The sequence below is a fragment of the Klebsiella sp. 64 genome (assembly GCF_018223915.1).
Classification (GTDB): Bacteria; Pseudomonadota; Gammaproteobacteria; order Enterobacterales; family Enterobacteriaceae; genus Klebsiella; species Klebsiella pneumoniae.
This window is the reverse complement of record NZ_JAGRQZ010000044.1, coordinates 39963-54231: the sequence shown is the minus strand read 5'-3', so window position 1 is coordinate 54231 and position 14269 is coordinate 39963. Positions and strand designations below refer to the sequence as shown.

Annotated in this window: 15 protein-coding genes; 8 read left to right on the top strand and 7 right to left on the bottom strand. The window is 53.9% G+C overall.

Annotation, left to right across the window (positions count from 1 at the left end; genetic code table 11):
* Positions 1-214: 214 nt before the first annotated feature.
* Positions 215-379, top strand: a complete 165-nt coding sequence (locus KHQ23_RS24955; RefSeq protein WP_004221585.1) for a hypothetical protein — start codon at positions 215-217, stop codon at positions 377-379.
* A 421-nt stretch (positions 380-800) separates the two neighbouring features.
* On the opposite strand, the gene gap is transcribed toward KHQ23_RS24955, so the two are convergent.
* The 4 genes from gap to KHQ23_RS24935 form a co-directional block, all read right to left on the bottom strand.
* On the bottom strand, positions 801-1811 hold the full coding sequence (gene gap / locus KHQ23_RS24950) for a type I glyceraldehyde-3-phosphate dehydrogenase (protein ID WP_002904873.1): 1011 nt from the start codon (positions 1809-1811) through the stop codon (positions 801-803).
* 78 nt (positions 1812-1889) lie between these two features.
* The gene (locus KHQ23_RS24945; RefSeq protein WP_002904870.1) at positions 1890-2870 is read right to left on the bottom strand and encodes a GlxA family transcriptional regulator; all 981 of its coding nucleotides are present in this window, start codon (positions 2868-2870) and stop codon (positions 1890-1892) included.
* A 161-nt stretch (positions 2871-3031) separates the two neighbouring features.
* Positions 3032-3403 carry a DUF2255 family protein gene (locus tag KHQ23_RS24940; RefSeq protein WP_004176172.1) on the bottom strand — a complete coding sequence of 124 codons (372 nt, stop codon included), beginning with the start codon at positions 3401-3403 and terminating at the stop codon, positions 3032-3034.
* 199 nt (positions 3404-3602) lie between these two features.
* Entirely contained in the window at positions 3603-4700 is a 1098-nt protein-coding gene (locus KHQ23_RS24935) for an alpha/beta hydrolase (protein WP_073553713.1), read from the bottom strand.
* A gap of 29 nt (positions 4701-4729) precedes the next feature.
* Here KHQ23_RS24935 and KHQ23_RS24930 point away from each other — a divergent pair, with 29 nt between their 5' ends.
* Positions 4730-4969, top strand: coding sequence for a hypothetical protein (locus KHQ23_RS24930; RefSeq protein ID WP_002904864.1), 240 nt, complete (start codon positions 4730-4732; stop codon positions 4967-4969).
* Between the two features lie 180 nt (positions 4970-5149).
* A complete protein-coding gene (locus tag KHQ23_RS24925; protein WP_004199872.1) occupies positions 5150-6064 on the top strand; it encodes an AraC family transcriptional regulator in 915 nt (304 codons plus the stop codon).
* A gap of 136 nt (positions 6065-6200) precedes the next feature.
* Here KHQ23_RS24925 and KHQ23_RS24920 read toward each other — a convergent pair whose 3' ends face one another.
* The 3 genes from KHQ23_RS24920 to deoC all read right to left on the bottom strand — a co-directional run bounded on the left by KHQ23_RS24920 (position 6201) and on the right by deoC (position 9344).
* Positions 6201-6974, bottom strand: a complete 774-nt coding sequence (locus KHQ23_RS24920) for a DeoR/GlpR family DNA-binding transcription regulator (RefSeq protein WP_004213051.1) — start codon at positions 6972-6974, stop codon at positions 6201-6203.
* Positions 6975-7035: 61 nt separating this feature from the next.
* Positions 7036-8541: an FGGY-family carbohydrate kinase gene (locus KHQ23_RS24915; protein WP_032416189.1), complete on the bottom strand. Its 1506-nt coding sequence runs from the start codon at positions 8539-8541 to the stop codon at positions 7036-7038.
* A gap of 53 nt (positions 8542-8594) precedes the next feature.
* Positions 8595-9344, bottom strand: coding sequence for a deoxyribose-phosphate aldolase (gene deoC, locus KHQ23_RS24910; protein ID WP_032416188.1), 750 nt, complete (start codon positions 9342-9344; stop codon positions 8595-8597).
* Positions 9345-9706: 362 nt separating this feature from the next.
* Between deoC and KHQ23_RS24905 the strand changes: the two genes are divergently transcribed.
* From KHQ23_RS24905 to KHQ23_RS24885, 5 genes are all read left to right on the top strand, one after another.
* Positions 9707-10507: a DeoR/GlpR family DNA-binding transcription regulator gene (locus tag KHQ23_RS24905; RefSeq protein ID WP_004143408.1), complete on the top strand. Its 801-nt coding sequence runs from the start codon at positions 9707-9709 to the stop codon at positions 10505-10507.
* Between the two features lie 109 nt (positions 10508-10616).
* Entirely contained in the window at positions 10617-11306 is a 690-nt protein-coding gene (gene alsE / locus KHQ23_RS24900; protein ID WP_004151641.1) for a D-allulose 6-phosphate 3-epimerase, read from the top strand.
* A gap of 11 nt (positions 11307-11317) precedes the next feature.
* Positions 11318-12259 carry a ribokinase gene (locus tag KHQ23_RS24895; RefSeq protein WP_004184063.1) on the top strand — a complete coding sequence of 314 codons (942 nt, stop codon included), beginning with the start codon at positions 11318-11320 and terminating at the stop codon, positions 12257-12259.
* A 36-nt stretch (positions 12260-12295) separates the two neighbouring features.
* A complete protein-coding gene (fucP, locus tag KHQ23_RS24890; RefSeq protein ID WP_002904849.1) occupies positions 12296-13630 on the top strand; it encodes an L-fucose:H+ symporter permease in 1335 nt (444 codons plus the stop codon).
* A gap of 1 nt (position 13631) precedes the next feature.
* Entirely contained in the window at positions 13632-14021 is a 390-nt protein-coding gene (locus KHQ23_RS24885; RefSeq protein ID WP_004176179.1) for a VOC family protein, read from the top strand.
* Positions 14022-14269 lie beyond the last annotated feature (248 nt).

Sequence of the window (14269 nt, the reverse complement as noted above, 5' to 3'; positions counted from 1 at the left end):
GTCCAGGAAAACATCCGCAGCCCCGAGACGGACATCTCAAGTTAGCTACTGCAATATGAGTGCGCATAATGTATATTATGTTAAATGCAATGTCGTACTCAATAACGTCATCTTTGATAGCTGCCTCTTCCCACATCAACACTATGACCGTCATTCCTTTCATGCACGTGAATGCTGCGCTATAAGGCAAAATGTTCGAGGTGATAAATCAAGCATGGCTTTTAACAATCACTTCGCCCACTACAGCCTGTTCTCCTACAGTAAAAGCCAGGGAAATTCATTCAGCCACACCTGCTGCTTGTACTGTCCGGCATATCTTACTGCTGTTGCATTTTCTGACCGAACGCGTCACGGGATGCCAGATGAAATGCTCATTTGATAGCGCGCCGCCTGCAGTGTGTATCAACCGGGCTTGATCAGCCACAGACGTGATTATCAAAAAGATGCCAGCTTCGTTTTCCGCACTCAAATGGCGAGTGCCATCGCGACCATAAACAGAACCGCCAGCTGAAGTTGAATGGTGTACTGAAGCCCAACGCAGCCGGCTTCCATGTTGACAGGCTCTGCCTCACCTCCCCCTTCCCTTGTATCTGGTGATTAGCTACCACCAGGGAGCACCTGACTACAACATATCGCAATTCCGTTCATCGCCGAAAAAGCATAAATGCTCTCTCGGGCATTTATGCTTTTATATCGCGGTCAGAAAGATTTGTTATGTTTCATCTATGAATGATACTCGAGCCACTATTCATCCAGCTGAACTGCTTATACTTTTACAGATGAATACAACACACAGTGGATTAGCTTTCACGCTTTGCCATCATCAATGCCAGATCAACGAGACGATTAGAGAATCCCCATTCATTGTCGTACCACGCCAGAATTTTGACCATATTACCGCCAATCACCAGCGTTGATAGACCGTCGATAATCGACGAGCGTGGGTCTCCCTGGTAATCGCTGGAGACGAGCGGTTCATCGCTATAACCCAGGATCCCTTTCAGAGGTCCCGCTGCGGCGGCTTCGCGAAAAGCATTGTTCACCTCTTCGACCGTCACATCTCGCTCAAGCGTGACGGTGAGGTCAACAATGGACACCACTGGCACAGGGACGCGTAGCGAGTATCCCGTTAAACGCCCATCCAGCTCAGGAATAACTTTACCCAGAGCCTTCGCTGCGCCGCTGGAGTAAGGCACAATCGACAATGCGGCGGCGCGAGCCCCGCGCAGATCTTTTTCCGGCTGATCGTGCAGCGCCTGGCTGTTGGTGTAGGCATGGGTGGTGTTCATGAGACCATGTTTAATACCGAAATGCTGGTGCAGGACCTGCGCAGCAGGTGCAAGACCATTGGTGGTGCAGCTTCCGTTGCTGATCACGTAGTGTTTATCCGGGGAGTAAAGGCTCTCATTAACGCCCATCACAATGGTTAAATCATCGTTTTTACCCGGGGCAGAGATAATCACGCGCTTGGCGCCACCGCTGTGGATATGTACAGCAGCCTTTTCACGGTCCGTGAATAATCCTGTAGCCTCAATAACGATGTCGACTTCACACTGACGCCACGGAATACTGGCCGGGTTGCGTTCACTGAATACGGTAATGGGTTTACCATCAACAACAAGCCCCCCTTCACCCGCGGTGACCTCTGCATCCAGCTTACCGAGAAGCGAGTCGTATTTCAGCAGATGCGCCAGCGTTTTGCTGTCCGTCAAATCGTTGATTGCCACAATTTGAATATCCGGATTATTCAGTGCTGCGCGCAGTACATTGCGTCCGATCCGGCCAAAACCGTTAATACCGACCTTTACCATAATTAACTCCTTATCGATTATCGCTGGAGTCAGAGTAGGACGGACGGGTTATGGCGTAAATGACAAAAAAGGATCACTTTACGCCATTTTGCGACAGTGAAATCGTTGACGATATTCACCTGGAGTGAGGTTAAGCTGTTTCTCAAACAAGCGTCGCAGGTTAATACTGCTGCCAAATCCCGTTTGCTCGGCGATACGATCCAGCGTCTCGTGAGTCTGCTCCAAACGCTGCCGCGCGGCGGCCAGGCGGGCTTCCGCGACGTACCGCGCTGGCGAAGCGCCGGTTTCCCGGGTAAAGACGCGGGTGAAATTTCGCGGACTCATGGCGACTTTTTCCGCCAGCTTATCTACGCTGAGGTCGGCGGTGAGGTTTTCGAGCAACCACGCCAGCAGATCGTTAATCGGGCCCTGGGTGGCGGTCTGCTGAAGGTTATAGCGGCTAAACTGCAGCTGGCCTCCCGGGCGACGCAGATACATGACGAAGTCCTGGGCGATATCGCGCGCCAGGCTGAAGCCATAGTCTTCTTCAACCAGCGCCAGCGTAAGATCAAAGCCGGAACTGACCCCGCCAGAGGTCCAGATATGTTCGTCCTGAATATAGAGCGGCCCGCCCTCGACGCGGATCTGCGGGAATTCCGCCTGCATGGTTTCCAGCAGCTTCCAGTGGGTAGTGGCCCGTCTGCCGTCCAGCAGTCCGGTTTGCGCCAGCAGCATCGCACCGCCGCAAATGGAGACTATGCGGCGGGCATGGGGAGCGGCAAGGCGCAACCAGTCAACCACCGCCATCCCCTCCTGCGGGTTTTGACCTCTGCCGGTAATCATGATGGTATCGAGGGGCTCGCGAGGGTCAATCTCATGCAGACGATGGTCGGCCAGCAGATTTAAACCTGACTGACCATGGATAACCTGATGCGGTTGAGTTGTCGCTAGCTTGACCTGGTAGCAGATTTCCCGGGCACCTTCCGGGTGCAGGCGGTTGGCCTGCATCAGAATGTCAGCAATACCGGCGGATTCAAACAGCATGCCGCCATCGGGTACAATAATAAGTATCTTTTTCATGTCCTGAAAAGTAATCTTTTTACAGAATAAGTCAACAAAAGGATGTAAAAACCTGAAGGCTCGGAAAGAGTGGTTTCATACGTGCCTTCAGTTTCAGGGAGATGAACGTTAAACAGGTAGATTTTGCCTCACAGTACAGGCAGCATCACTTTGACAGGACATCACGAAGGTAGAATCTCAATCGTGGCTGCCCTGGCGCGTATCCCTGTCATTGCGGAAACATAGCTGCTGCCGGAGTACTTTTTCAGGTAAGCCTGATCAATTTTACTTTCAAGCTCAGGGTCCGAGGGTTTTGCGAACAGTACGTCGAATTCCTGTCCGATAGCCAGTATCTTACCTGCCTGCTGGGACAATGCAGCCTGATACCATTTTGAACGGATACCACTATAGGCTCGGACGAAAAGTCGGTTGTCCACCTTCACTTCCCATATCCATGTCGGCGTACCGGTCGTATTCATATCGGGATGATACGGTGCGATTTTCAGGTCGTCGGCCGCATCTATTCTTGTTAATACTTCAGGGTTCCAGTACATATACCTCTCCTCTTTCATATGCGGTTGCTTTTTTCTGTCGCAGGATTAACTCGATAATATTCGGAAATTAATATCGCATCAGGAATTAGTGCCAGCTTTATCAGTAACAATAGAATACCCAACACCCCATGCTAAGAGAGCAGTATCTGTCGTTTGTCCCACAGACACTGCATCTGAAAACACCGGACGGTGCTATGGCTTATTTATTAAGATTTTTGTTGAAAAATGCAGTGATGTTATCGAACGGGATCTTGTCCATACGATCATATAAATCAACATGGGTAGCATTTTTTACAATCAGCAGCTCTTTTGGCTGATTTGCCGCTTCATAAGCCGTTTTGGAGAAGTAAAGCGAATGCGCCTTTTCACCATGGATGAACAGGATCGGGCGCGGAGAAATTTCCTTAATATAGGTCATGAGCGGGAAATTCATAAAGGCCATCGGCGTTGTCACGGACCATGAATTGCCAGAGTTGACGGCTCGGGGATGATAGCCGCGTTTAGTCATGTAGTAGTCCGCATAGTCCACGAGGAACTGTGCTTCACCGCCCTTCAGTTTATTATAGGCTGGCTGGTATGCCGGTTTGCCGTTTGCTGCATCTTCCCAGCGTTGAAGACTCATCTTCTCCAGCGCCTGCTCGCGTTGCTCCGGTGTTACGCTGTCATTGTAGCCTTTTGACATTACGCGGCTCATATCATACATGGTGCTGGCAACGACCGCTTTTACGCGCTTATCCACGGCAACAGCGTTCAGGGCAATCCCCCCCATGCCGCAGATGCCGATGACACCGATACGTTCACGATCCACATAAGGTTGTAGTCCCATAAAATCGACTGCAGCCATAAAGTCTTCGGTATTGATATCGGGTGAAGCAATATTGCGGGGTTCACCACTGCTTTCACCGGTATAAGACGGATCAAATGCCAGCGTCACGAATCCGCGCTCTGCTAAAGTCTGAGCATAGAGACCCGAGGCCTGCTCTTTTACCGCGCCAAAAGGCCCGGAAATAACAAGCGTAGCAAGCTTCTTGTTCCCGCGATCTTTTGGAAGATACACATCTGCGGCCAGCGTAATGCCGTAACGGTTTTTAAAAGTAACTTTTTGATGATCCACTTTTTCGCTCCTTGGGAAAGTTTTATCCCACGTCTGAACCAGACGGCCTGAAGAATCTGCTGTGCCTGGTGCAGGCTGGGCCACCGCAACTTCTGTTGAAATCAGAGCCATCGCCCCGGCAAGGAGTGCGCCATTAAAAAAGCGCGTCGAAGATATTAGCGTCATGATATTAAAACCTTTCATTGGATATTGAGGGACCTATTTCAGACAACATGCATGAGTATTTCAGTTACAACTTTCGGCCGGTAATCACTGGCGATACCAAACGCTTTGACATTGATCTGGACGTTCTCAACGATAGCGGGCAGATCTGCTTCCTTGATGTTCAGCTGTTCAAGACGTGTTGGCGTACCAATTTCTTCAAACCACTTCTCAAGCGCAGCGATGCCGTCGTGGCAGTTAAAAAATGGCTTAAACCTGAACGGGTTAAATTTGCTCGCGGTGAACCCTGATTTCAGGACACTGCCTCATTTCAGAGTTATTATTTTGAATGTCTTTAATATAAGGTGTTATTAAAATACTCTGCATTATTTGCCTGATCCTCTGAACCTAATCTCAAAGCGTGTATTTCAGTTTTCATAGCTGCTAAGTTGATAACCTCAAAAGAGGTCAAAAGTGTGGGGCATTACAGAATGATTCCTGACAAATCGGTTGAAATACTGCTGGGTGAGCTATCGAGGGATATTGCACAGCGCACACCCGGCACCGGCGATTTCCCTACCGCCGTAGAAGGGCTCGAATTGTTTCGCCGAAACGAACCCGCTCCCCCGGTAAGCTGCCTGGTCCCTCCCAGTATCGTTCTGGTGGCCGATGGCGCGAAGATCATGTGGGTTGGGGGTGAACCTTATGAATATAATGCGGAAAAATTCCTGATAACCTCTCTTGACCTGCCGGCCAGTTCGGAAATATTGCAGGCTTCGACATCCCAGCCCTGCGTCGGCGTAGCCTATAAGCTTGACCAGCGCGTGCTAATGGAATTAATTGCCCAGGGAAGCCTGCCGCCGGTCAAAAAACGAGACGCGGGAACGAGTGTCGGGATAGGTACTATTACCGATGCTTTGCTGGAGCCTTTCTGCCGTCTGCTTTCTTTGCTTGACGAACCTGAAGCCATTCCTGTTCTCGGGCCGCTGATCCAAAGAGAGATACACTACCGGCTTTTGATGAGCGATCAGTCCGATCATCTCAGACAGATTGCAGCAGTCGACGGCCATGGCTACCGTATCGGTAAAGCTATCGACTGGTTAAAGACCAATATTGCATCACCTTTACGCGTCGAGGAACTGGCAAGTCGGGTGCAAATGAGCACGCCCTCTTTCCACCACCATTTCAGGCAGCTTGCGGGGATGAGCCCGCTACGGTATCAGAAATGGCTGCGCCTCAATGAAGCCAGGCGACTGATGCTGAATGAACATTACGATGTCACCACAGCAGCCTATGCGGTCGGTTACGAAAGCCTGTCCCATTTCAGCCGGGAATATACGCGGATGTTCGGGGAATCGCCCAAGAGGGATATTACTGAACTGAGAAAGTCAGCGGGTAAGCTTTAATCAATTCTGGACCGCCTGTACCATGCCTGGTCTTCGATATCCCCCCGGCACGTGAGTCTAATACCCAAAACTTTACCCCGCCCTGATGGACGGGATTTTACGACGCGCTGGTTAGTGACAACGTCACAGCAGCGCGCTAAAGATACTCCTCTTCATCCAGCGAGATCACCTGAATGCCGGCATTACGATACGCCTGAACATCATCAGGCAGACGATCCACCACCACCGTGTCAATTCGATCTGCGGCGGTAAATTGGGCAAGCGAGGTGTTATTCAGCTTGCTGTAGTCGCAGACAATAATCACCTGACTGGCGTGTTCCACCATGCCTCGTTTCGTTTCTGCCAGCATGATATCGGCCACGCAGGCGCCGTGTTTCAGCGACAGCGAATTGGTGCCCATAAATGCTTTATCGACGTTTAGCGTGTCGAGAATGGAACGTCCGTTGATCGCCACCACGCAGTGGTATCCCTTCTTAACGATCCCCCCGAGCAGAATCGTTTGAATCGAGGGACTGGCCTCAAGCTCTCGGGCGATTTGGTAATCATTGGTAACCACCGTGACGTTCTGTCTGTCACGAATATTGCGCGCGATATGTAGCGTCGTGGTACCGGTATCCAGCACGATTATATCGCCATCCTCAACCAGCGCCGCCGCGCGCTGGCCGATCCGTTCTTTCGCGCTGAGATTGACAATTTCGCGGGCGTCCGATGCTTGTTCGAAGCTCGCTCGGGTACGAAGAACGGCTCCGCCATGCGTTCGGGTCAGCAACCCCTCCTCTTCCAGCTGGCGGAGATCGGCACGAATGGTAGCGCCAGATACATTAAAGACGTCACACATCTCAGAAACAGCAACTTTGCGTTTTTCCCTGAGAATACCGAGTAACTTCTCCTGTCTTTCTTCTGCAAACATTCTGCCTCTCTCTTTTTTACAGCTCGTTACGCGCGTAGCGGCGCTGGCTTACCTTTGCGTATCAGTCGGGTCCTACGCTGAGCGCATCCAGCCTGTCGTATAAGGCAGCGGATTGCCGGTACAGCGTATCAAAAAGCTCGCAGCAGGCGTGGTAATAATCCCGCAGACGGGGATCCGGTGAGATCAGTTTGTCGAACTGCACCGTTTGCCGCACGCCGCTGGCAAAATCGGCGTACAACCCTACGCCAACCCCGGCGATAATACCGCATCCGGTGACGCCATTCTCCTGATTACGCGTAGATAATATCGGCAGATTGTACGCCGCGGCTTTGATTTCAAGCCACAGCGAGCTGCGCGCGCCGCCACCGGAAGCGATCATTTGTTGCGGATATTGCCCGCACTTTTGCAGCTGGCGAAGATTACGCCAGGACGCAAAGGCCACCCCTTCAAGAACGGCGCGGAATAAATGTCCGCGGCGATGCTTGCGCTGCAGGCCAAAAAACTGCGCCCGCGAGTTGGTGTGTTCGGCCAGGCGTTCGCCCGTCAGATAGGGAAGAAAGAGCAGCCCTTCTGCCCCCGCCGGCACCGCTGCGGCTTCCTGCAAAAGCTGTGGATGCGTAATCTGGTTATCGGCAAGCGCCAGCCGCGCCCAGCGGACGGCATCGCCGCCGGCGTCGAGGATGGTAAATCCGCCCCAGGCGGCGTTGGCAAGATGAAGGTTATTGACCAGTGGATGGTGTAACGGCCGCGACGACACCACCGTCATCAGCGTCGACGTGCCGGTCGAATCGGACGCCATCCCCGGTTCATACACACCCGAGCCCAGCAGAGAGGCCGCCATATCCGACGTCCCGGCAACCACCGGGATACCCGCCGGCAGGCCCGTCAGGCTGGCAGCGCGCGGTGTTACCTGGCCGATGATGTCGCTGGAAAGTTTCAGGTCCGGTAGCTGGTCGACCCGCAGACCAAACGTTTCGCATGCTTGCGATGACCAGCTACGGGTTTCGCTGTCCATCAGAAAATAGCAGGATGCCTCGCTATAGTCGGTCGCCATAGCACCGGTCAGCATGAAATTAATATAGTCCTTCGGCATCAATACTTTAGCAAGCTGCGGCCAGCGCTCCGGATGATGTTCACGCCACCAGACTAATTTGAAAGCGGGCCAGGCTGCCGCGGGCGGATTATTTAAATGCGCCAGCCACTTTTCCCGCCCTTCGCGCGCGATAAAGGCATCCACCTGCGGCTGGCTGCGCTTATCATTCCATAACAGCGCCCTGTCCTCCACCAGCTCACCCTGCTCGTCCAGCAGGACGGTGCCGTGCATTTGCCCGCAGGCGCCAATAACCGCAATCTGCGCTGCCGTTTCTGGATAGCGATAAAGCACCTCGCGTATACAGTCGCAGGCGGCCTGCCACCATAAAGACGGAGCCTGTTCTGACCATCCCGCACAGGGCGTGGTTTGCTCATACTCTCTTTGCGCAAAGCCGATCATCGCGCCGTCAATGCGCAAAATTGCGGCGCGGGTACTGCCAGTGCCAACATCAATCGTGAGTATTTTATCTTTCATCACTGACTCCGGTGACGTCTTAAGGCGGGCCATCAGGCCCGCGGTCTCTCAGTTTAATCGGCGTTCAGCTCGGGAAAACGTTCCGGGTGCTGCTCCAGTTCAGCCAGCACCTTGGTTACCGCGCCATGACTCATGCCAAAGCGGCGTACGCCAAGCTGGTAGAGCGCGCGCACCGTGGCCAGATCGCGAATGCCTCCGGCGCCTTTAATATCGATTCGGCCTTTAAGCTGGTCGGCGATGATCCTGACTTTTTCTACCGTGGCGCCGGTGGGCGCCCAGCCGGTAGAGGTTTTGACCCACTTCATCCCCACCTCTACGGCAATATCACACACGCGGCGAATCTGCTCCTCATTGAGATAGTGCGTTTCAAGGATCACTTTGGCCGGAACCGGCGCGGCGGCTTCCACCACGCGGCGCAAATCTTCGCGCACATAGTCATAATCGCCGGAGAGCACTTTGCCGATATTCACGACCATATCCACTTCCCGAGCGCCGTCGGCAATCAGCTGCCGCACTTCCTGAACCTTGGTATCGGTGGTATGCCCACCGCCGGGAAAGCCGACCGGACCGCCAATCATCACCTCTCCCGTACCCTGCTGCGGCAGCAACGTACTGAGAAAGCGCGTCCAGCAAGGCAGTACGTGGACGGAAATAATGTTGTATCTGGCAGCCAGCTCGGCGCAGGCGCGAACATCCGCTTCGGTACTGGTGGCCTGAACTGCGCTCAGATCAACTAAACGTGCAAAACGATGGGTTGTTTCATTCATGGTCTTATCCTGTCCTTTGTTTTTAATTGCTTTCATTTAATGCTGACATTTGGCTTAAATCCATTTAAAAACGCATTAAATGAAAATAACGTGATCAAATTAGCATTTTTTTATTTTCATTTGTTTTTAATTAGCAGCAGGAAATAAGCGTTAACCTTGCAGAGCAGGCGTAATCGGGCATAAATGGGCGCAAAAGCAATCTTGCATTTATTTTTGTTTGTTTTTGTTTATGCCTGAATCACGGGCGAAATAGCGCAAACCGCTGACGGAAGTGAAGCGAAATGCGTGCGCTATCACAGTGTTCGGCTGCGGATAGCTTGCCTTCGTGGGACATTCCCGAGGTCTCAACGCTCTGCGCAAGGGAAAGGTAATCTGATTATGTACTTCAGGAGAGAGCTATGTTGCCGCTGGAACGTCATCGTTTGATTGTTGAACTGCTGGGCCAACACGGCGTCATGCGGGTGAATGAGATTGCGCAAGCGACTCGGGTCTCCAGGGAAACGATTCGCCGCGATCTGAGCGAGCTGGAACGCAAAGGGATCTTAACCCGAAGCCACGGTGGAGCGCTGGCGGCGGAAAATCCGCTGCCGGCGACCCGGGCGGCGGCATCCGCCCTGCCAGTTGAAGATAGCCAGGGAAGCTTTCAGCACAGAACGCTGCTGCACAGCGAAGGCAAAATGCGCGTGGCCCGTAAAGCACTGCAGTTTCTCCAACCGGGACAGACCATTGTCCTGGACGGGAGTAGCACCAGCTGGTTTTTGGCCCGGCAGATGCCGGAGATGGCGTTGACGGTGATTACGCCCTCCATTCGCATCTTACAAACTCTGATGAGCCGACGCTCGTTGCATCTCGTCGGGCTGGGGGGTGATTTCTCCCCGACCGAAGAGTCGTTCTTCGGGGAAACCGCTTCACGAACGCTACGCGAATATGCCATTGATACGCTCTTTTTCTCCTGCCAGGGGCTGGAGCGCGATAGCGGCTTGTATGCGGGTACGCAAGCCCACGCCGCCCTGCTGAAACAGATGCTGCTGGCCGCCCGTCAGACTGTGGCTTTGGTCGACGGCAGCAAGCTGGGGCGAACCGGCGTCGCGCGTATCGGCGGACTGGGCGAGCTGGACTGTCTGGTGACTGAAAGGTTTGTCGATCCGCTGCTGGAAAAAGAGATGACCTGGCATAACGTCAGCCTGCAAATCGCCTGAGTACGCCGTCATGACGTGACGGTTAATACGCGCAATGTCGAAACGCTGCTTACCGCGGCAGGGCCAGACTTTGCCTGAATTCAGCCACCACCGGAATAAATGAGGCCTTATGCGTTATTACCTTTCTCCCTCGCTGATGTGTATGGACATGATGAAGCTGACGGAACAGCTGCGCTTTCTAAACAGCAAAGCCGACAGGCTGCATGTCGACATCATGGACGGCCACTATGTCAAAAATCTGGCGTTGTCGGCCAGCTTTGTGGCGCAGATCCGTCCCTACACCTCGCTTCCTATCGATGTCCATCTGATGGTCGAAGCGCCCGCTTCGTTTATACCGGCGCTGTTAGACGCCGGCGCAGACGCCTTCTCACTGCATCCGGAGACCATCTGCCGCGAAGCGTTCCGGGTTATCAATATGCTTCGTCAGGCGGGGAAAGAGGTGGGAATGGTGCTCAATCCCGCCACACCGGTTGAGAGCATCCAGCACTATCTGCATCTGCTCGATAAGGTGACGGTGATGACCGTCGACCCAGGCTATGCCGGTCAGCCGTTTATTCCTGAAATGCTCGCCAAAATTACGCAGCTTCATCAGCTCAAAGAGACCGGCAGCCTCCGCTTCTTGCTGGAAGTCGATGGCTCCTGTAACCGCAACACCTACCGCGCGCTGCTGGGCGCCGGCGCACAGATATTAGTGATGGGCAGCAGCGGTTTATTCCGCGCTGATATGCCGCTCGAGCTGGCCTGGGAAACCATGTCCCGCGAACTGTCCGCCGCGCTGCACTCCCCCGAGCTGGTATAGAGGAGCGAATGATGTCAGGAAAAGTCTGTGTTTTTGGTTCATTCAATTTCGACATGGTCGCCAGGGTGGATCGCTTTCCGGTACCAGGTGAGTCGTTAGTGGCCTGCGGAAGTATGACCAGCGCCGGAGGTAAAGGGGCGAACCAGGCCACCGCCGCGCTAAAAGCGGGAGCAAATGTCCATTATATCGGCAAGATTGGCAATGACACCTTCGGCCATTTTGCCCGCCGTCATCTGAAAGGCGTGGGCTTCAATGCTGTGACGCTGCTGGTCGCCGAAGAGATCCCCACCGGCAATGCGCTGATTTATGTCGCCGGTAACGATGCCGAAAACATGATTGCCGTCGATCCCGGCGCGAATATGACGGTGACCGATGATGAAATCGCCGGCTGCATTCCCGCTATCGGCTGCGCGGATGTGGTTCTGGTTCAGCTGGAGAACAATCTTTCTGCTATTGAACAGGTCATAGACGCCGGCAAACAAGCCGGGGCCCTGGTAATACTCAATCCCGCGCCCTGGCAGCCCGTTGAGCACGCCCTTCTACGCAAAGTGGATTTACTTACACCGAACGCCACGGAGGCCGGGTTAATGACCGGACGCCGGGTTGACAGTCTGACGGCCGCGGCTGAGGCCGCCGACGTGTTACATGCTCAGGGCGCGCGCAACGTCATTATCACTCTCGGCGCCAGCGGCGCCCTGCTGAGCGAGCATGGGGTGAAATCCCCTATTCCCTGCTTTCCTTCTCACCCCCGAGACACTACCGGTGCGGGCGATGCCTTCAACGGCGCGCTGGCGGCGCGGCTGGCCTGCGGGGAACCGCTACAGGCCGCAGCCCGATTCGCGGCGGCCTATGCCGCCGTCAGTGTCGAAAAGCAAGGCGCCTCATCTTTACCTGAGTACCTGGAGGCACAGGAACGGCTTCTCCGTGCCGCCGCTGATTATGAAATGGCATAAACCCTACTGTATAAAAAACATTAAGAGGATAGCTCAATGAGTACGCTAATCACGGATAAGGTCGATAACGCAGCGGTCCAAAAAGAAAAACTGGACACCAGTGCGTATTTACCCCATACCCCCTGGCTGCAATTTTTACTGGTCTGTTGCCTGTTTGCGCTATGGGGGATGGCGGGCAACCTGAATGATATTTTGATCGCCCAGTTTAAAAAGGGCTTCGATTTAACGGATACCCAGACAGCGCTGGTGCAGTCGATTTTTTTCCTCGGCTACTTTTTTGTCGCCCTGCCCGCGGCGGCGCTGATTAAGCGTTTCTCCTATAAAGCGGCGATTATTATTGGGCTGTGCCTGTACGCCCTCGGCTGCTTCCTGTTCGTTCCGGCCGCACAGATCATGACCTACGGCGCGTTCCTCGCCTGCCTCGGAGTTATCGCCTGCGGACTCTCTTTTCTGGAAACGTCGGCAAACACCTACTCCAGCCTGCTGGGTCCGATTCAATCCTCCACCCAGCGTATTAACTTTTCGCAGATCTTCAACTCGCTGGGCGTGATCTCCGGCGTATTAATTGGCCAGCTGATGGTCTTTGGCGAAAACGATCCGAGTCATGAACAATTGCTGGCGATGCCCGCCGCCGCTGCAGACGTTGCCCGCCATCAGATGGTTGGTCAGGTAGTCGGGCCCTATCTGATTATCGGCTCCGTACTGGTGGTGCTGGCGCTGGTGTTCGTGTTTATTAAATTCCCGTCGTGCAAGGGCGCGCCCGCTCAACAACAGCAACTCCCGACGGAAAGCATGGGGCCAACGCTGAAACGCCTGTTTGCTATCCCGCGCTTTCGCCTCGGGATCCTGTCGCAGTTTTTGTACGTCGGCGCCCAGGTTGGCGTATGGAGCTTCACGATTCGCTTTGTGCAGCTCGTGCAGCAAGGCACCAGCGAGCACTCCGCGACTTACTGGCTGCTGGCTTCTCTGGTGATTTACGCCGTGGGAAAAACCGTGGCCACCTGGTTGATGAACCGTCTGAATCCGGCGATGCTGCTCGGAACGTTTGCCCTGGCCGCCACCGCCCTGTTACTGATTGCCGTTTTCAGCGGTTCAATGCTGGCGGTCTATGCGCTCATTCTGGTCAGCTTCTGTATGGCGCCATGCTGGCCGACGAACTTTGGTCTGGTGATCAAAGGGATGGGGAAAGATACCCAGACCGCAGGCTCGATCGTGGTGATGTCGATTATCGGCGGGGCCGTAATTCCGCTGGTGATGGGCATTATCTCGGATATGAACGGCGGCAATATGCAAATCGCCTTTATCGCTCCGCTCCTGTGCTTTGTGTATGTCGCTTTCTACGGCTTCTGGTGCGTGCGTAAGGGGGTATAACATGCGCGAACTTATCAACACGATTGCTCATATTGGCTATCAGGTCAGTGACTTAACGCGTTCGCTTGCCTTCTATGAACCGCTGGGCTTTCAGCGCCAGCAGCGGTTTAGCAAGCCATCGCCACAGGGCACTATTGAAGTTGCGTTCCTGGAAATGGCGGGCGCCGTCCTCGAGCTGTATCAGCTTCCCGCTGGAACGCCCTTTGACGCCCCTCGCTGCGGTATCGATCATCTGGCGCTGGAAGTCAGCGACCTGGATGCGGTGCAGCAGCGGCTGGCGGCGCTCGGTTATCCGCTCGATGAAGGGCCGATAGAAGAAGACAACGTGCGCTTCCTGCTTATTCGCGGCCCCGATGGCGAACGGCTCGAGTTCGATGCCTGTAAACGCTAAGCGGCAGGGCTGACCCCTTCACTCTTTTAGGCCCGGTTAACACGGGTCTAAAAGATAGCGTCCTCTGGCATTATTCACGTCGGTTTGATTCGCGGATATCTCTCCCCCACCCGGTCTCTCCTGCCCATTGTGCAATGTTACAAAATTGCTTCTGTTTTGTTGATTTTCTATTGTGAGCCATTCGGCAATTTCCTCTCCTGAATTTCCCCAGACTACTCCTACTCAATACGCGATATCAGGAGAGACAC

Coding starts and splice junctions, on each gene's coding strand:
- KHQ23_RS24925 (WP_004199872.1), top strand. CDS start 5,150: ATGATTCCTGACAAATCGGTTGAAATACTGCTGGGTGAGCTATCGAGG.
- KHQ23_RS24905 (WP_004143408.1), top strand. CDS start 9,707: ATGTTGCCGCTGGAACGTCATCGTTTGATTGTTGAACTGCTGGGCCAA.
- KHQ23_RS24955 (WP_004221585.1), top strand. CDS start 215: ATGGCTTTTAACAATCACTTCGCCCACTACAGCCTGTTCTCCTACAGT.
- KHQ23_RS24920 (WP_004213051.1), bottom strand. CDS start 6,974: ATGTTTGCAGAAGAAAGACAGGAGAAGTTACTCGGTATTCTCAGGGAA.
- KHQ23_RS24895 (WP_004184063.1), top strand. CDS start 11,318: ATGTCAGGAAAAGTCTGTGTTTTTGGTTCATTCAATTTCGACATGGTC.
- deoC (WP_032416188.1), bottom strand. CDS start 9,344: ATGAAAGCAATTAAAAACAAAGGACAGGATAAGACCATGAATGAAACA.
- KHQ23_RS24935 (WP_073553713.1), bottom strand. CDS start 4,700: ATGAAAGGTTTTAATATCATGACGCTAATATCTTCGACGCGCTTTTTT.
- KHQ23_RS24885 (WP_004176179.1), top strand. CDS start 13,632: ATGCGCGAACTTATCAACACGATTGCTCATATTGGCTATCAGGTCAGT.
- KHQ23_RS24945 (WP_002904870.1), bottom strand. CDS start 2,870: ATGAAAAAGATACTTATTATTGTACCCGATGGCGGCATGCTGTTTGAA.
- gap (WP_002904873.1), bottom strand. CDS start 1,811: ATGGTAAAGGTCGGTATTAACGGTTTTGGCCGGATCGGACGCAATGTA.
- KHQ23_RS24940 (WP_004176172.1), bottom strand. CDS start 3,403: ATGTACTGGAACCCTGAAGTATTAACAAGAATAGATGCGGCCGACGAC.
- alsE (WP_004151641.1), top strand. CDS start 10,617: ATGCGTTATTACCTTTCTCCCTCGCTGATGTGTATGGACATGATGAAG.
- KHQ23_RS24930 (WP_002904864.1), top strand. CDS start 4,730: ATGCATGAGTATTTCAGTTACAACTTTCGGCCGGTAATCACTGGCGAT.
- KHQ23_RS24915 (WP_032416189.1), bottom strand. CDS start 8,541: ATGAAAGATAAAATACTCACGATTGATGTTGGCACTGGCAGTACCCGC.
- fucP (WP_002904849.1), top strand. CDS start 12,296: ATGAGTACGCTAATCACGGATAAGGTCGATAACGCAGCGGTCCAAAAA.